Source organism: Streptomyces sp. NPDC090077, assembly GCF_044747545.1.
Taxonomy (GTDB): Bacteria; Actinomycetota; Actinomycetes; order Streptomycetales; family Streptomycetaceae; genus Streptomyces.
In genome coordinates this window covers 39,252-55,139 of sequence record NZ_JBIVEG010000023.1, presented here as the reverse complement: position 1 = coordinate 55,139, position 15,888 = coordinate 39,252, and the positions used below count along the sequence as shown (strand labels likewise).

Annotated in this window: 14 protein-coding genes; 8 read left to right on the top strand and 6 right to left on the bottom strand. The window is 73.0% G+C overall.

Annotation, left to right across the window (positions count from 1 at the left end):
* Positions 1 to 35: 35 nt before the first annotated feature.
* Entirely contained in the window at positions 36 to 1,625 is a 1,590-nt protein-coding gene (locus tag ACIPW5_RS29700; RefSeq protein WP_401251300.1) for an FAD-dependent oxidoreductase, read from the top strand.
* A gap of 82 nt (positions 1,626 to 1,707) precedes the next feature.
* Here ACIPW5_RS29700 and ACIPW5_RS29695 read toward each other — a convergent pair whose 3' ends face one another.
* A complete protein-coding gene (locus ACIPW5_RS29695; protein ID WP_401251297.1) occupies positions 1,708 to 2,337 on the bottom strand; it encodes a winged helix-turn-helix transcriptional regulator in 630 nt (209 codons plus the stop codon).
* 81 nt (positions 2,338 to 2,418) lie between these two features.
* Here ACIPW5_RS29695 and ACIPW5_RS29690 point away from each other — a divergent pair, with 81 nt between their 5' ends.
* The 3 genes from ACIPW5_RS29690 to ACIPW5_RS29680 are packed head-to-tail and all read left to right on the top strand — an operon-like array spanning position 2,419 to position 5,114.
* Positions 2,419 to 3,171, top strand: coding sequence for an MBL fold metallo-hydrolase (locus ACIPW5_RS29690; RefSeq protein WP_401251294.1), 753 nt, complete (start codon positions 2,419 to 2,421; stop codon positions 3,169 to 3,171).
* Between the two features lie 23 nt (positions 3,172 to 3,194).
* Positions 3,195 to 3,839: an NAD(P)-dependent oxidoreductase gene (locus ACIPW5_RS29685; protein ID WP_401251291.1), complete on the top strand. Its 645-nt coding sequence runs from the start codon at positions 3,195 to 3,197 to the stop codon at positions 3,837 to 3,839.
* Between the two features lie 3 nt (positions 3,840 to 3,842).
* Positions 3,843 to 5,114: a multidrug effflux MFS transporter gene (locus tag ACIPW5_RS29680; RefSeq protein WP_401251288.1), complete on the top strand. Its 1,272-nt coding sequence runs from the start codon at positions 3,843 to 3,845 to the stop codon at positions 5,112 to 5,114.
* Positions 5,115 to 5,205: 91 nt separating this feature from the next.
* Here the strand turns inward: ACIPW5_RS29680 and ACIPW5_RS29675 are convergent, their stop codons facing one another.
* Positions 5,206 to 5,553, bottom strand: coding sequence for a VOC family protein (locus ACIPW5_RS29675; RefSeq protein WP_401251285.1), 348 nt, complete (start codon positions 5,551 to 5,553; stop codon positions 5,206 to 5,208).
* A gap of 221 nt (positions 5,554 to 5,774) precedes the next feature.
* On the opposite strand from ACIPW5_RS29675, the gene ACIPW5_RS29670 reads away from it, so the two are divergent.
* Positions 5,775 to 9,221 carry a protein kinase gene (locus ACIPW5_RS29670; protein ID WP_401251282.1) on the top strand — a complete coding sequence of 1,149 codons (3,447 nt, stop codon included), beginning with the start codon at positions 5,775 to 5,777 and terminating at the stop codon, positions 9,219 to 9,221.
* Between the two features lie 282 nt (positions 9,222 to 9,503).
* Entirely contained in the window at positions 9,504 to 10,004 is a 501-nt protein-coding gene (locus ACIPW5_RS29665) for a GNAT family N-acetyltransferase (protein WP_401251279.1), read from the top strand.
* 128 nt (positions 10,005 to 10,132) lie between these two features.
* Here ACIPW5_RS29665 and ACIPW5_RS29660 read toward each other — a convergent pair whose 3' ends face one another.
* A complete protein-coding gene (locus ACIPW5_RS29660; protein WP_401251277.1) occupies positions 10,133 to 11,473 on the bottom strand; it encodes an MFS transporter in 1,341 nt (446 codons plus the stop codon).
* A complete protein-coding gene (locus tag ACIPW5_RS29655) occupies positions 11,470 to 12,708 on the bottom strand; it encodes an aminotransferase class V-fold PLP-dependent enzyme (RefSeq protein ID WP_401251275.1) in 1,239 nt (412 codons plus the stop codon). Before ACIPW5_RS29655 ends, ACIPW5_RS29660 begins: the two co-directional genes overlap by 4 nt.
* Between ACIPW5_RS29655 and ACIPW5_RS29650 the strand changes: the two genes are divergently transcribed.
* Positions 12,707 to 14,119 carry a PLP-dependent aminotransferase family protein gene (locus ACIPW5_RS29650; RefSeq protein ID WP_401251272.1) on the top strand — a complete coding sequence of 471 codons (1,413 nt, stop codon included), beginning with the start codon at positions 12,707 to 12,709 and terminating at the stop codon, positions 14,117 to 14,119. The two genes, ACIPW5_RS29655 and ACIPW5_RS29650, sit on opposite strands and share 2 nt — an antisense overlap.
* Before the next feature lie 628 nt (positions 14,120 to 14,747).
* Here ACIPW5_RS29650 and ACIPW5_RS29645 read toward each other — a convergent pair.
* Both ACIPW5_RS29645 and ACIPW5_RS29640 read right to left on the bottom strand, forming a co-directional pair.
* Positions 14,748 to 15,239 carry a flavin reductase family protein gene (locus ACIPW5_RS29645; RefSeq protein WP_401251270.1) on the bottom strand — a complete coding sequence of 164 codons (492 nt, stop codon included), beginning with the start codon at positions 15,237 to 15,239 and terminating at the stop codon, positions 14,748 to 14,750.
* Between the two features lie 95 nt (positions 15,240 to 15,334).
* Positions 15,335 to 15,511 carry a CsbD family protein gene (locus tag ACIPW5_RS29640; RefSeq protein WP_401251267.1) on the bottom strand — a complete coding sequence of 59 codons (177 nt, stop codon included), beginning with the start codon at positions 15,509 to 15,511 and terminating at the stop codon, positions 15,335 to 15,337.
* A 201-nt stretch (positions 15,512 to 15,712) separates the two neighbouring features.
* Here ACIPW5_RS29640 and ACIPW5_RS29635 point away from each other — a divergent pair, with 201 nt between their 5' ends.
* Positions 15,713 to 15,868 (top strand): DUF6131 family protein, encoded by a 156-nt coding sequence (locus tag ACIPW5_RS29635; RefSeq protein WP_401251264.1) that lies wholly within the window; start codon positions 15,713 to 15,715, stop codon positions 15,866 to 15,868.
* Positions 15,869 to 15,888: the final 20 nt, after the last annotated feature.

Sequence of the window (15,888 nt, the reverse complement as noted above, 5' to 3'; positions counted from 1 at the left end):
ACCGTCCGGTTCGGAGTCCGAAGAAGGGATCTCTCGTGCATGACGTACTGATCGTGGGAGCCGGCCCGGTCGGCCTGGCCCTGGCCTGCGAGCTCGGCCTCGCCGGCTGTTCCGTGGTGGTGCTTGAGCGGGAGCCGGAGATCGGCTCCCCGTTACGGTCGGCCCCGCTCGGGAGGCGTGGACTGTTCGCCGCATCGGTGGAGGCGTTCTACCGGCGCGGATTACTGGAACCGCTGCTGACCGCCTCGGGGGCCCAAGAAGTGTTCGGCGAGGCCCCCGAAGCGGGTGCGCCGGCACGCCCCCGGTTCGCCGGACACTTCGCCGGCATGATGCTCGACGGGGACCGGGTCGACGTCTCCGCCCTCCCCTTCCGGCTTCCCGGACCGGCGTCCGAAGCCGTGATGACGGACCTCGCAGCGGTGGAGGCGGTGCTGTCCGGGCAGGCGGCCAAGCTCGGCGTGGAGATCAGGCGCGGCGTCACCGTCTCGGCCGTCTCCCAGACCGGCGAGAGCGTGGTCGCACGAGCGGGCGAGGACGCGTACGAGGCGCGCTGGCTGGTCGGCTGCGACGGCGGACGCAGTACGGTGCGCCGGCTCGCCGACTTCGAGTTCACCGGCACCGAGCCGCAGTTCACCGGCTACACCATGCAGGCCACCCTCGCCGATCCCACGCAGCTGAGCCCCGGGTTCCACCTGACGCCGACGGGCATGTACCTCCGGATGCCCGCAGACGGGCACATCGCCATGATGGACTTCGACGGCGGCGCCTTCGACCGTTCACAGCCGCTGACCCGAGGCCATCTCCAAGCGGTGCTGCGCCGCGTGTCCGGCATCGACGTGACGATCGCAGAGGTCCACCTCGCGTCGAGCTTCACCGACCGGGCGATGCAGACGACGTCCTACCGGCGGGGACGCGTCCTGCTCGCGGGCGACGCCGCCCACATCCACTCCCCCCTCGGCGGCCAAGGGCTGAACACCGGCATCGGCGACGCCGTGAACCTGGGCTGGAAGCTCGCGGCGACCGTCCACCGGTACGCACCGGACGGGCTCCTCGACACCTACGCCGACGAGCGCCGTCCGATCGGTGCGGAGGTGCTCGACTGGTCGCGCGCCCAGGTGGCGACCATGAGGCCGGAACCCTACGCCCGGGCGATCCAGGCGGTGGTCCGCGACCTCATCGGGACCCGTGACGGGGCGACCTACGTGTTCGAGAAGCTGTCAGGCTCATGGATCCGGTACGACCTCGGCAGCGAGCACCCGCTGGTCGGCCGCAGCGCCCCCGACTTCCGTTTCGAGGACGGCAGCCGCCTCGGCGACCTGATGGCGGACGGCCGGGGTGTGGTGCTCGACTTCAGCACGGACCGAAGCCTGCGTGCTTCCGCGAGCCGCTGGGAGGACCGGATACGGTACGCGGCCGGGAGGGTGGAGAACGACCTCGGTCTGGGTGGCGCGCTGGTGCGCCCGGACGGCGTGGTCGCCTGGGCGGCCGACCGGCACCCGGACCCCGAAGGGTTCGAGCGGGCCGTGCGCCGCTGGTTCGGTGCTCCCTGTCCGGCGGGCCTCACCCCGGTCAGTGCGTCCTCCAGGGGGAGCTCGGGGGCGAACACGGCCCGCAGGGTGCGGTAGCCGGTCCGGACGTCGGCGTCGACGGGGGCGGCTGCGCCCCCGCGGGCCACCTCGAGGTGTCCGTCGGCCACCGCCACGCGGATCAGTGGGGCAGGATGCGCAGGACTGCCTCGCGTTCGCCGCTGAGCCGCAGGCCTTGCTGTTCCGCGGCGCTCAGGTCGAGGTCGCCGAGCAGGGTCGCGGCCAGCAGGTGCGGCGGTCCGGTCAGTGACGCGGTGGGGTGGTCGACCCGGCCGGCGTGCGTGTGTACCGAGCCGTCCTTGACTTCGATGACCAGGTCCTCGTTGCCGTCGGCGTGCAGCTGCAGGGCGATCGCCGGCTGGTCGGGGTGGCGGTCGATCAGTGCCCGGGCGGGCACGTCCAGCCAGTGGGTCCGGAACGTGTCGCTGCCGCCCGGCTCACGCAACAGCGGCACACCCCACCGGCTCAGCTCCTGCAGCACCGGCTCCAGCTCGCGGCCGCGCTCGGTGAGGGAGAACAGGTTGGTGGCCACCGGCGGCGGGGCGGCCTCGCGGTGGATCAGGCCGGCTTCCTCGAGTTCGCGGAGCCGGTCGACCAGCAGGTTGCTGGCGATCCCGGGCAGCCCGTTGCGCAGGTCGGTGTGGCGGCACGGCCCCAGGGCGAGCAGCTCACGGACGATCAGCAGGGTCCATCGGTCGCCGACGGTGTCCAGTGCCTTCGCGATACCGCAGTACTGCCCGTAGGTGCGCATGCCGCCACCCTACATCGCGGTGTTGATATCCAAAACTCGCTTGTTGACTTTCTCAACAAGGTCCGTCTAGCGTCGCTGCCCATGACCCGCACCCTTTCCGTACGTCGGCTGGCCTGGGCCGGCGTCGAGATCCGTCTCGGCGACACCCGCCTGCTGATCGACCCGCTCGAGAACGTCGCTCGGCTGGAGCCGGTGATGGGGCCGCCGCACCGGCCGGTCGACCCGGTCGACATCCCGCCCGGCACCCACGCCCTCATCACCCACCTGCACCCCGACCACTACGACCACGACCTGATTGCCCGGATCGCGGCCACCGGCACGATCGGCTGCCACACCCCGAGCGCGGCGGCGCTGCACGAGGCGGGCATCACCCCCGTCGCCCAGGACCTGGGCCGGTCACGCCGCATCGGAGAGCTGACCGTCACCCCGGTGACCTCGCTGGACTGGCGCGGCAACGACTGTGACCAGGTCGCCTGGGTCGTCGAAGGCGCCGGCCGACGGATCATCCACTGCGGCGACACCCAGTGGCACGGCAGCTGGTGGCAGATCGCCCGCGACCACGGCCCGTTCGACGTCGCGTTCGTCCCGGTCAACGGCGTCATCGCCCACTTCGAGGGCTACGCGGCCAACGTCCCGGCGACCATGACCCCCGAGCAGGGCGTCGAAGCCGCCGTCGCACTCGGCGCCTCCACCGTCTGCGCCATGCACTACGGCCTGTTCCACAACCCGCCGTTCTACACCGAACAACCCGACATCGAGCAGCGCTTCCGGCACGCCGCCGCCGAGCGCGGCATCACCGCGGCCCTCGTCGCCGACGGCCGACCCGTCCTGTGACCGTCAGAAACAAGGAGCAACACATGAAGATCGTCCTGTTCGGTGCCAGCGGCAACATCGGCCTGCCCGCCACCGAGGAACTACTGCGTCGCGGCCACACCGTCACCGCGGTCACCCGGGCCGGCCACGTCGACGGACTCGACCACAAAGCCCTGACCGTGACCACCGGTGACGTCACGGACGCCGCCGCGGTCGCCGGCCTCGCCGCCTCCCACGACGCCGTACTGTCGGCCGTCGGCCCCCGGATAGGCCAGGAGGACGACCGCGCCACGATCGTCGGTGCTGCCCGTGCGCTGATCGACGGACTCCGCCGGGCCGGCGTCACCCGCCTGGTCACCATCGGCGGTGCCGGCAGCCTGCGCACGCCGACCGGCGCCCGGGTCATGGACGACCCGGCCTTCCCCGCGCTGTGGAAGGCCAACGCCGAGGCCCAGTCCGAAGCGCTCGACCTCTACCGCGGTGTGCACGACCTCGACTGGACGTACGTGTCGCCCGCCGCGGTCATCGCAGCGGGCGAACGGACCGGGGCCTACCGCAGCGCCGGGGACACCCTGCTCACCGACGACGACGGCAACAGCCGCATCTCGTACGCCGACTACGCGATCGCCTTGGCCGACACGATCGAGAGCGGCACCGCGATCCGCCGCCGCATCACCGTGGCGTACTGAGCCATGAGCAACGACGCCGCCGGCCGGCAGACCCGGTTCATCGCCCTGCTCGCAGCGCTCGTGGCCCTGGGGCCACTGTCCATCGACGGCTACCTGCCCGGACTGCCGGACCTCGCCGCAGACCTGCGCGCCGGCGCCGCGGCCAGCCAGCTCACCATCACCGCCTGCCTGGCCGGGCTGGCCGTAGGGCAGCTGATCGCCGGGCCGCTGAGCGACACCTACGGCCGACGGCGTCCGTTGCTGGCGGGCCTCGCCCTCTACACGATCGCCAGCGCGCTCTGCGCGCTGGCGCCCGACGTCCGGACCCTCGTCTGCCTACGCCTGGTCCAGGGCATCGGCGGGGCGTTCGGCATCGTCATCGCCAACGCCATGGTCCGCGACCGCGCCTCCGGAACCCGCACCGCACGTCTCTTCTCCGCACTGACCTTGATCACCGGTCTGGCACCGGTGTTCGCGCCGGTCCTCGGCGGCCAGCTGCTGCGCGTCACGGCCTGGCCGGGGATCTTCGTGGCCCTGGCCGTACTCGGCGCCGTGATGCTGGCGGCCTCCGCCGCAGGACTGCCGGAGACCCGGCCCTCCGCGCCTCGTCAGCCGCTGCCGGCTGTCGTCGGTCAGCTGCTCGGCGACCGGGTCTTCACCGGGTACGTCCTGGCCAACGGCCTGGTCTTCGCGGCGATGTTCGCCTACATCTCCGGCTCGCCGTTCGTCCTGCAGGAGATCCACGGTCTGTCACCGCAGCAGTACAGCGCCGTGTTCGCCGTCAACGCCGCCGGACTCGTTGCGGCCGCCCAGATCAACGGCCGGCTGCTGGCCCGGGCCACCGCCCGCGTGCTGCTGCTCGCCGGTCTGCTGGGTGCGACCGCCGGTGGCACCACGGTCCTGGCCGCGGTGCTGACACGGGCACCCCTGCCCGTGCTCCTGACCGGCCTGTTCGTCCTGGTCTCCAGCGTGGGCCTGGTCATGCCGAACGCCGCGGCCCAGGCCCTGGCCGACCACGGCGGACACGCCGGGTCGGCAGCCGCTCTGCTCGGCTTCAGCCAGTTCATGCTCGGCGGGGCACTCGCTCCGCTGGCCGGCGCGGGTGGCGCCACCGACGCCTTGCCGATGGGAATCATCGTCGCCGTGCTGCCGGCGCTCGCTCTGCTCACACTCGGCGTCCTCACCCGGTCGAAGCCCATCAGTGCTGCGCCCGGCCAGGCCGCGCCCGCAGAGCCTGAGGTGCCCGCACACCGGCAGCAGCCGACCCCCGCCCGGTCTGACGGCCGGAGCCGGTGACGGGCCGGCCTGTGGAGGAGGGGCTCGGTGGCTTCTGCGTCGTCGGACTGCTTCAGCCGGATGTGCCGGCCGTGGTCGTGCGGGAGCGGCCTCAGCGGTGGCCCAGCACGTTGACCACCCGGCCGTTGGGGTCGCGGACGAAGAACCGCCGCACACCCCACTCCTCGTCCTGCAAGGGGTGGACGATCTCCGCACCGCTGTCCCGCACGGCGGCATAGGCCGCGTCCACGTCGTCCACTTCGATGCTCATGTCGGGCGCCATGGGAGCAGTCTTGTCGCAGGTCATGAAGCTGACTTGCGCCGCCGGACTGGACGTGGAGGCGAGCGTCATGATCCAGCCGTGGTTCATGACCTCCTCGAAGCCCAGCAGACCGTAGAACTCCCGGTTCTCCTGCACAGCCTCTGACTGAATGTTGGGCACGACACGGCGAGCGGCCATCGACGACTCCAGATGAGAACGGACATGCCTTCGGACCCTCCACAAGTACTACGGCACACCCGCCGCCGCACACACCTTCGCACCACATCGGGCTGGTGTCCGGCGCGGACCGGCCGGCGACGGTCGACCTCCCCTGGCAGTACGGGAGTCTGACGAAGCGTCGGCCGGGCACCTCGCCCTGGCGGTAGCGTCGGCCCTGGACCGACGGGGGAGGGGTTCGTATGAGCGGGGACGGGTCCGCGCGCTGGCGGGTGGGGGAGGTCGTCGACGGCCGGTACGAGGTGACGGCACTGCTCGGCCGGGGCGGCATGGGCGAGGCGTTCCGGGTCCGGCACCTCGGCTGGGGCACCGACCTGGCGGTGAAGAGCCCGCTGCTCGGCGGCGCCGACAGCCCGCGCCGCCGCGAGCTGTTCACCGCGGAGGCCCAGACCTGGGTCTCGCTCGGCCTGCACCCGCACGTCTGCGGCTGCCACTACGTCCGCACGATCGGGGGCGTGCCGCGGGTCTTCGCCGAGTACGTGCCCGGCGGCAGCCTGGCCGACCGGATCCGCAGCCGGCAGCTGTACGCGGGCGAGGAGGCGGAGGTGCTCGCCCGGATACTCGACGTGGCGGTGCAGACGGCCTGGGGCCTGGAGCACGCGCACCGGCGTGGCGTGGTGCACCAGGACGTGAAGCCGGCCAACGTCCTGCTCGACGACTCCGGCACCGCGAAGATCACCGACTTCGGCCTGGCCCGGGCCCACGCCGCCGCCCTGAGCGGCTCGGCCGACGTCCGGCCGGGAGCGAGCCTGCTGCTCACCGGCGGCGGGATGACCCCGGCGTACGCCGCGCCCGAGCAGGCGGCCGGCCGCCGGGTCGGCGCGCGCAGCGACCTCTTCAGCTTCGGTGTCTCGGTGCTGGAGATGTTCACCGGCGAAGTGCGCTGGCTGCTCGGGCCGCTCGCGGAGGGCGTGCTGGAAACCTGCCGCGCCCAGGGGTCCGCGGGCGAGGGGCTGCCGCCGATCCCGCCCGAGCTCGCCCGGGTGCTGGCCCGCTGCCTGCGCCAGGACCCCGCCGACCGGCCCGCCTCGGTGGCCGCGGTGGCGGTCGAGCTCGCCGCCGTGTACGGCCGCCTGCTCGGCCGCCCCTATCCGCGGCCGGAGCCCCGGGCCGCCGACTTTCTCGCCGCCGAGCACGGGAACCGGGCGCTGTCCCTGCTGGACCTCGGCTACGAGGAGGGCGCCGCCGCCGCGTTCGCCGCCGCCCTGGAGAGCGACCCGCAGCACCTGGCCACCCGGTACAACTCCGGCGTGCTGGACTGGCGGAGGGGCCGGATCACCGACGAGGCCCTGCTCGCCGACCTGGCGGCGGCCGGCGAGACCGGCCCGGGCGACGCCGGGCCGGCGCTGCTCACCGCCCAGGTCCACCTGGAGCGCGGCGACCTCACCGGGGCCGGGCGCCTGCTGGCCGCCGCCGAGGGCCGGCCGGGCCCGGAGCACCCGGAGCTCGCGGCTGCCCGCCGGGCAGCGGCCGCGCTCGGCGCCCCGGCCGACCGGGTCCGAGCGATCGGCTGGTACCACTGTGCGCCGAACAGGCTCCCGCCGGACTTCCCGGTGAGCACCGGCGCGGACGGCCGCCTGGCGCTGACCGCCGTGCAGGGCGGGCTGCTGCGCCTGTGGGACCTGACGACCGGTCAGTGCCTGCGTGAGCTGGACTGCGGGGAGGCCGGGGTGCCGGAGGCGGACCTCGGCGCTGACGGCCGCCAGGCACTCGTCGCGGGCCGCGACGGTGCCGTCCGGCTCTGGGACCTGCAGGACGGAAGCCGACTCCTGACCCTGCGTCCGGACGGGATCGGCCGGGCGGCCTGGATGCGGCGGCCGCGGCTGCACCAGGAGGCCGGGGTCGCGCTGGTCCCGATCGCCGAGCCGGGTGAATTCGGGCCGATGGACACCCGGGGCCGGGTGGAGGTGTGGGACCTGCGGACGGGCCGGGCCCGCTTCACCATCGACGACGGGCTCGGCTGGGAGGCCGCGGGCGTGCTCGGCCCGGACGGCCGGCGGGCCCTGGTCACCGGCTACGCGGACGGCGCCGCCCGGCTCTGGGACCTGGAGGCCGGCCGCCGCCTCCAGGCCCTGCCCGGGGCAGGGACCCAGGTGGCGACGGCCTCGTTCTCCGCCGACGGCCGGCACCTCGTCACCGGGGAGCACTTCTCCCGGGCCGGAGGCGCGCTGCGGCTCTGGGACCTGACGACCGGTCAGTGCCTGCGCGTCCTGACCGGCCACACCCACAGGATCACCACCGTGCGGCTCAGCCCGGACCTGCGCCTCCTGATCTCCGGCAGCCTGGACGGGACCGCCCGCCTCTGGGACCTCTCCACCGGCCGCTGCCTGCGCACCTACCGGGGCCACGGGCGGGACGTGGAGCTCGTCCGGCTGGACCGGGCGGGTGGGACGGTCACCACGGGCAGCTCCGACAACACGCTTCGCCGCTGGAACCTCCCGGGCCGGTACACCGCCCCCTACCTGGTCAGCCGCCCGCAGCAGCAGGGCCGGACGGCCGCCCTGGCCGGCCGGGTCCGGGCCCTCGTCGAGGAGGCGGAGCGGGCCCGGACGGCGGGCGACCACAGCACCGCGCTCACCCTGCTCGGCCGCGCCCGGGCCGTCCCCGGCCACGAGCGCTCCCCGGCCGTGCTGGCGGCCTGGCGCGGCCTGGCCCCCCACACCACCCGCACCGGGCTGCGCTCGGTCTGGTCGCGGCAGATCCTCACCGGGCACCCGTCCAACGTGCTCTCGGTCGCCCTCTCCGCCGACGCCCGGACCGCCCTCACCAGCGGCAGCGACCGCACCGTCCGGCTCTGGGAGGTGGCGAGCGGGGACTGCGGACACGCCCTGCCGACCCGCGACATCGGCCGGGCCGCGATGAGCGGGGACGGAAGCCGGCTGCTCCACTCCACCTTCGGTGGCGAGCTCTCGGTCTGGTCCGCGGAAAGCGGTGAGCGCCTCGTCCACCTCGACGGGCGCGAGGTCCGGGCCTCCCTCCCGGCCTCGTTCTCCGCCGACGGCCGGCACGCCCTGGTGATCGGCCCGGACCACGTCGTGCGGCTCTGGGATCTGGACCGCGGCCGGGTGACGGCCGAACTGGCCGGGCACGGGGCCCAGGTCCACACCGCCCACCTGGACACCGCGGCCGGGATCGCCGTCACCGGCGGCCGCGACCTGACGGTCCGGCTGTGGGACCTCGGCTCCGGCCGCTGCCTGCGCACCCTGCGCGGCCACGGCCGGACGGTGGTGGCGGCCCGGCTCTCCACCGACGGCCGGCACGTGCTCAGCAGCGCCGACCAGGAGCCGGCCCTGCGGCTCTGGGACACCGCGACCGGTGAACTCCTGCGCACCTTCGAGCCGCAGCCCCGCTTCGCCAACGCCGTCCGGCTCGCCCCGGACGGCCGGTTCGCCCTGTCGGCGGGCGAGGACGCGACGGCCCGGCTGTGGGAGACCGGAACCGGCCGCTGCCTGCGGGTGCTCCCGGGCCACGGGCAGCGGGTGATCGGCGCGGACTTCACCCCGGACGGCCGGTACGGCGTCTCCTGGAGCATCGACGCCGTGCAGCTGTGGGAGTTCGACTGGGAGCTGGCCGTCACCCCGGGCGTGCCGATCGGCGTACACGTGGTGCCGGACCCGTCCGAGCGATAGCGCGTGCGGGCGGGGGTTGCGGGGCCTGCCTCATAATCCAGACCCGACCGACGGGGACACACTCCTGAACGGAGTTGTCGATCCCCGGCGATTCGAGGATCTGGCAGCACTGCTGACCCGGTTCGGCTTGCGGTTCAGCCTCGAGCTCTATGCCGATGACGGGGCACTGCTGCGGGAGATCGAAGCCGGCACCCTGTCGACGCCTCATGGCTAGGGCCTGTGCGGAGGCGTGATCAGGAGCAGGTCGGAAGGTCCCGATGAGGGCCGGTTATGGTCGGTGCCATGTCATCTGCCTCTGAATCTGTCCACGTGGCCGCTCTCACGCTGCGCCCCGCGGCGCGCGCCGACCTGCCTGCGGTGCTCGCTCTGCTCGCTGACGAGGAGAACGTGGTGGACCCGGCGGCGCTCGTGGTTGACGAGGCGTACGAGCGGGCCTTCGCGGCAATCGACGCCGACCCGCGCAATGAGGTTCTGGTCCTGGTCGAAGGCGTAGACGGTCAGGGCGATGGCGGCAGAGTGGTTGGCTGTCTGCAGGTGACGTACATCCCGGGGCTGGGGAAGGGCGGGGCCGAGCGGGCCCTGATCGAGGCCGTGCGGGTCCGCGCGGACCGTCGGGGCGGCGGGCTCGGACGGATCCTGATGGATCGCACGATCGAGCGGGCCCGCACGCGTGGCTGCGCGCTTGTCCAGCTGACCAGCAACAAGCGGCGCGAGGACGCGCACCGCTTCTATGGCGGGCTGGGCTTCGCGCGCAGTCACGACGGGTTCAAGCTCGCTCTTTAGCCCCCGGCGCCAGTCACTGGCGAGCGGGACTGCCCCGTGGGCGGCGAAGCGGTCTGCGGTCGGTCACCTCAGCAGACGTGCTGTGCAGGGCCCACCGTTTCGGGTGGGCCCTGCCTGGCGGTCCGGGGTCAGCTCGCAGTCCGGCCCGCCGTTGCTGCCGTGAGGGGTTCTTCCGGTGCCGGCGGCAGGCCGCGCAGTCGGCTCACCGGGGACAGGGCGAGCGCGATCAGCACGGTGGCGGAGCCGATCGCGGCCACGGTCAATGCCCCGTGGGCGCCGATCCGGCCGGACAGCAGGCCTGCGGACAGGCCGCCGAGGGCGCCGCCGCCGAACAGCAGGGTGCGGAAGACCGCCGTCATCCGGCCCATCATCGACCGCGGGGTGCTGGCCTGGCGCAGGCTGACGATGACGACACCGGCGACGCCGAGTCCGAGGTAGGTGGTGAAGAAGGAGAGGACGAACATCCCCACCATCACCGGCCTGGGTCCGCCGGCCAGGACGATCAGGGTCGGGCCGACGAGCAGGGCCGACTGGGCCACGAGGTAGACACGGCCGAGCCGGAAGCGCCGGATGACCCTGCGGGAGATCGCCGCGCCGATCAGGCCGCCCACGGAGGCCGTGGCGAAGATGCCGCCGAGCGTCGTCGAATCCAGGTTCAGGTCGCGCGTTCCGTACAGCAGGAACATCGTCCACACGGTAACCATGGAGAAGTTGCAGCAGAACCCGATCAACGCCAGTGACCGCAGCACCGGGTTCCTCAACACCAGGCGGAGGCCGTCCCGGAGTTCGGTGGGCAGGTGCCGTGGCGCCGCGGGTGGCTCGGGAGGGGGTTCCGGCGTGCGGATGAGCAGCAACGAGATCACGGACACCAGATAGGAGAAGGCGTCCACGATCAGGGCCACGGGCGCGGTCAGGGCGCCGACCAGGACACCCGCGAGTCCGGGACCCGCCACGTCGGCGGCCGAGGAGCTCATCCCCATCTTGGCGCCGGCTTCCACATAGCGCTCGGGGTCGCGCACGAGAGTCGGTACGTACGACATCCAGCTCACGTCGAACAGCACCGAGGCGACGCCGACGGCGCAGGCGATCACCAGCAGAGCGCCCAGGCCGAGCGCGTCCGCCCAGTACAGGACGGGGACGAGGGCCAGCAGGATCATCCGGACGAGGTTGGCGCCCAGCATGATCCGTCTCCGTCGGGCGCGGTCCACCCACACGCCGAAGACCAGGGCGAGCCCGAGGTACGGCACGAGCTGCAGGAACCGCAGGACGCCGACCTGTTCGTCGGTGGCCTTGAAGGCGACGATGGCGGTGAGCGGCAGGGCGAGGTTCGTGACCTGGGTGCCGAGGAGCGAAAGGGTCTCGCCGAGCCAGAACCTGAGGAAGTCGGCGTTGCGCCAGAGGCTTTCGCCGGCCGGCTCCCCGGCCGGCTCCCCGGTCGGTTCCTCGGTGCGTGTCTGCGCGGTGGTCATCGCCGTCCCCGGCCGGCGAGCTCGGCGACCACGTCCGCGACGTGGTCCACCTCCTCCTCGGTGTTGTAGTAGTGCGGCGACAGGCGCAGGCACCAGTCGACGTCTTTGTCCCCGAAGTCGAACTGCGCGAACTCGCGGAAGCTGAGGGCGGAGTTGATGCCGCGGGCGTCCATGGCCGCCTTGAAGGGCTGCGGCTGCCAGCCCGCCATCCGGAAGGTGACGAGCGCGGCGAGGCGCGGGCCGCGGTCGAGCACGCGCACCCCCGGGATCGGTGCGAGCCGGTCGCGCAGGCGGGCCGCGAGCGCCGGGGTGCGCTGTTCGATGGCCCGGATGCCGACCGTGCGGGCATAGCGCGTGGCCGCGGCGCTGCCGAGCACCGTGGCGTACGGGAACTCCCATTCCTCGAACCGGGCCGCCGTCGCCACGGGTTCGTAGCCGCCCGGCTCGGTCCATCGGGCGCCGTGCATGTCGATGAACAGCGGTTCGTATCCGGCGCGCAGGACGCGGTCGGACACGTACAGGAATCCGGAGCCGCGCGGGCCGCGGAGGAACTTGCGGCAGGTGGCGGTGAGGAGGTCGCAGCCGATCTCCTCCACGTCGATGACGAACTGACCGACCGACTGGCAGGCGTCGACCAGGTAGAGCAGGTCCAGCTCCCGGCAGTGGCGGCCGATCTCGGCGACGGGCGAGACGAGGCCCGAGTTGGTGGGGACGTGGGTGGCGGACACCAGGCGGGGGCGGTGGCTCCGCATCAGTGCGGCCATCGCCTCCACATCGACCCCGCCTTCCGGAGTGTTGGGGGCGTGGACGATGCGTACGCCGAACCGCTTGCGCAGGGACAGGAAGGCGATCTGGTTGGAGACGAAGTCGTCGCGGGTGGTGAGGATGACGTCGTCGGCCTCGAACGGGATAGACGACAGGGCGTTGGCGTAGGCGTGGGTGGCGCTGCCGGCGAAGGCGATGTTGTCGGGCGTGGTGTTGATGAGGGCGGCGATCTCCGTGTAGAAACCGCGGACTTCGGCGGCCCGTGCGGCCGAGGCCTCGTAACCGCCGAGCCGCGCCTCGAGGTGCAGATGGCCGATCATCGCGTCGAGGACCGGGGCCGCCAGCAGCCCGCAGCCCGCGTTGTTGAAGTGGACGGCCTGGCGGCACCCCGGGGTGTCGGCCCGCAGGGCGGCGACGTCCAGCCGAAGTGCTTCCTGACCAGGACCAGAAGCGCTACTGTTGTCTCTCATGAATGACAGTAGCACTTCTGGTGAGTTGGCCGACAGCCTCCGTGTACTGCTCTCCCGGCTGTCGCCCGGAGACCGACTGCCGAGCAGCCGGGAGCTGACCAAGGAGTACCGGGTCGGCCCCGCGACCGTGGCGCGGGCCATCGCCGCGCTGGCCGCCGAGGGCGCGGTGGTGACCCGTCCGGGCAGCGGGACGTACGTGGCCCAGCGCACCCGGCGCCACGACGGAGGCGCTTCCGGCGACACGTCGTGGCAGACGGTCGCCCTCACCGACCGGGCCGTCGACACCCACCTGATCGCCGACCCGCTCGGCCCGCCGCCGGCTGGCACGATCACGATGGACGGCGGCTACGTGCACCGGTCGCTCCAGCCCACCCGGGCCCTGAGCGCGGCGATGGCGCGGGCGGCACGCCGGCCCGACGCCTGGGACCGCGCCCCGGCCGGCGGCCTGACGGCGCTGCGCACCGTGTTCGCCCGGGTCGTCGGCGGCAGCGTGGCCCCGGACGACGTGCTGATCACCGCCGGCGGGCAGAGCGCCCTGTCGATCGCGTTCCGGGCCATCGCCGGGCCCGGCAGCCCGGTCCTGGTCGAGTCCCCGACCTACCCCCGGGCCCTGGCCGCCGCCCGCGCAGCGGGGCTGCGCCCCGTTCCGGTACCGCTCGACGGCGACGGCCTCAGGCCCGACCTGCTGGCCGACGCGTTCGCGATGACCGGCGCGCGGCTGCTGTACTGCCAGCCGACCTACCAGAACCCGACCGGCACCGCCCTCACACCCGAACGGCGCCGCCAGATCATCGACGTGGCGCGCGCCTCGGGCGCGTTCGTGCTGGAGGACGACTTCGCACGGCACCTGGGACACGGCGGCGCCGTGCCGCGCCCGCTGGTAGCCGACGACCGCGACGGCACGGTCGTCCACGTCACCTCCCTGACCAAGCCCGCCGCACCGAGCCTGCGCATCGGGGCACTGGTGGCCCGCGGGCCGGTCATGGAGCGCATGCGTGCAGTACGTCTGGTCGACGACTTCTTCGTCACGCGCCCGCTCCAGGAAGCCGCGCTGGAGGTGCTCAGCTCCCCCTCCTGGGACCGGCACGTCCGCGCTCTCGGCGCGGCCCTGAGGGAACGGTGCGCCGTACTGGCCGCCGCAGTCACGCAGGAGATCCCCGGCGCGACGTTGACCGGCTTGCCCACGGGCGGACTGCACCTGTGGGTCCGCCTGCCGCCGGGCGTGGACGACACGGTCCTCACCGCCGCCGCCCGGCAACGCGGCGTCGCCGTGAGCGCCGGCAGCCGCTACTTCGCCACCGAACCGCCCGCGGCCCACCTGCGCATCGGATTCGCAGCGACCGCCGACCACGCCGAGCTGACCGAGGGCGCGCGCAGGCTGGGGGAAGCGCTTGCGGATGTCCGTCCTTGAGAGGAGCCACTCCTCCTCGGAGAGAAGTCCGTGGCGGGCGCGGTCGGGAGCGGTCGGGAGGCGGGGCATCGGCCGGATGAGGGAGGAGCCCCTCGGGCACGAGCCCGTCAGCGAAGGCCGTCGAGCACAGCCCCTCCACCGGCGCCGGACTCACCGATTCGTCCGGCTCCTTCGCGGGCGCTCCGAAACGCGCGAGGTAGTGCCACACCTTCTTGACCACCTGGGGGTCATGGATCCGGGGCGAAGATCCAGGCCGGGCAACCACAAGGCCGGCCGGACTGCCTATCCGTCAGTCGGGGGGCTCGGCGGGGCGGGGCCTGCCCGGCTCGGGGCGGGGAGGCTCAGGGCCGGGGGCGGGGCGGGCCGGCTGATCCGGCCCGGTCGGCGAGGTCGGCCCGGGTGGGGTCTGCGGTTCCCTCGGTTTCGGCGGCTCTGCTGGTTCCGGCGGGCTCGGCGGCTCCGCGGGTTCCGGCGGGTCCGGCGGCTTCGGAGGGTCGGGCGGTGGGACGGGGGTGATGTCGGGGTCGGTCGGTACGGGAACGGTTCCCATGGCTGTACTCCTTCACTACGGAGGCGCATTGCCCCGCCTCGTGATGACGATCGGCCTGTGCCTCGTACCGGTCGGCGGTCACGCCGGGTGGCCCGGGTCGATCTTCTTGACGTCGGCGTACCGCAGCAGGGCCGGGCCCGGCCGGGCCGGCGGTGACACCTCGGTGGGCGCAAGGACGAAGCCCACGTGGTCGCCGCCGTCGATCCGCGACTCGATCCGGCCGACGAACCAGGCAGGGACGTCGGCCAGCAGCGGGCTGCCGTCGGCACTGGGCCGCCAGGAGACGCGTGCGAACTTGTCCACCTGGTCACCCGTCTCGCCCCCGAAGAGTTCCGCCATCCACCGGTGGTCGTGATCGAGTAGGTGCACCGCCAGGTGCGAGGCTCCGAGGGCGACGTCGTACGTGCGGTTGAGCCGGGAGAGCCACACCGTGAAACGCGGTGGCCGGATCGAACACTGCGAGGCGAAGCCCACGAGGCAGCCGGCCCGCTCACCTCCGACCGCCACCGTGACCACGTACACGGGCGCGTCCAGGATGCCGGTGAACGCGTCGAGTCCCGTCTCCTTCACGACGTCTCCTTCGAGGTGCGTTCACGTCAGCCGCCTGCCCGTCGCGGGCAGCCGTACGGCCGGCTCCCCGGCCGGGGAGCCGGCCCCCGCCGCGATCAGGTCCTGCGGCGCTTGCCGCGCAGCGCGTCCTTGGCGTCCTCCTTGGCCTCCTTGGCCTCGCCCTTCACCTGGTCGATCTTCCCCTCGGCCGTCAGCCGGTCATTGCCGGTGACCTTGCCCACGGCTTCCTTCGCCTTTCCCTTGGCCTTGTCCATAGCCCCTCTGTCAGCCATGCCTGCCTCCTTCGCCGTTCGGATCTTCGCCGTGCGCCTGCCCCGAATGCCGCCGGACACACACCCATGCCGGAGACGGACGTAAACGCACTCGGCCCAGGTAACGGGGGCGGAATGTCTTCCTCGGGAGGACGCATGAACCGGCTGCTTCGTGGTAGGCGCCGAGTGTCCGTCCTTCCAAGAGGGCAAGGAGGCCTTCTCATGATCGTCCTCGGAGTAATTCTGCTGATCCTCGGCTTCGTCTTCGGGATATCGATCCTCTGGACGCTCGGCCTGATCCTCCTCCTGGTGGGCGTGGTCCTCTGGGTCCTCGGCGGGGTGGGGCACGCGGTCGGGGGCCGGCGGCACTACTGGTGACGCGCTCCTCTCCGGGTTCC

Coding starts and splice junctions, on each gene's coding strand:
- ACIPW5_RS29650 (WP_401251272.1), top strand. CDS start 12,707: ATGAATGACAGTAGCACTTCTGGTGAGTTGGCCGACAGCCTCCGTGTA.
- ACIPW5_RS29670 (WP_401251282.1), top strand. CDS start 5,775: ATGAGCGGGGACGGGTCCGCGCGCTGGCGGGTGGGGGAGGTCGTCGAC.
- ACIPW5_RS29665 (WP_401251279.1), top strand. CDS start 9,504: ATGTCATCTGCCTCTGAATCTGTCCACGTGGCCGCTCTCACGCTGCGC.
- ACIPW5_RS29655 (WP_401251275.1), bottom strand. CDS start 12,708: ATGAGAGACAACAGTAGCGCTTCTGGTCCTGGTCAGGAAGCACTTCGG.
- ACIPW5_RS29635 (WP_401251264.1), top strand. CDS start 15,713: ATGATCGTCCTCGGAGTAATTCTGCTGATCCTCGGCTTCGTCTTCGGG.
- ACIPW5_RS29640 (WP_401251267.1), bottom strand. CDS start 15,511: ATGGCTGACAGAGGGGCTATGGACAAGGCCAAGGGAAAGGCGAAGGAA.
- ACIPW5_RS29675 (WP_401251285.1), bottom strand. CDS start 5,553: ATGGCCGCTCGCCGTGTCGTGCCCAACATTCAGTCAGAGGCTGTGCAG.
- ACIPW5_RS29690 (WP_401251294.1), top strand. CDS start 2,419: ATGACCCGCACCCTTTCCGTACGTCGGCTGGCCTGGGCCGGCGTCGAG.
- ACIPW5_RS29685 (WP_401251291.1), top strand. CDS start 3,195: ATGAAGATCGTCCTGTTCGGTGCCAGCGGCAACATCGGCCTGCCCGCC.
- ACIPW5_RS29680 (WP_401251288.1), top strand. CDS start 3,843: ATGAGCAACGACGCCGCCGGCCGGCAGACCCGGTTCATCGCCCTGCTC.
- ACIPW5_RS29660 (WP_401251277.1), bottom strand. CDS start 11,473: ATGACCACCGCGCAGACACGCACCGAGGAACCGACCGGGGAGCCGGCC.
- ACIPW5_RS29695 (WP_401251297.1), bottom strand. CDS start 2,337: ATGCGCACCTACGGGCAGTACTGCGGTATCGCGAAGGCACTGGACACC.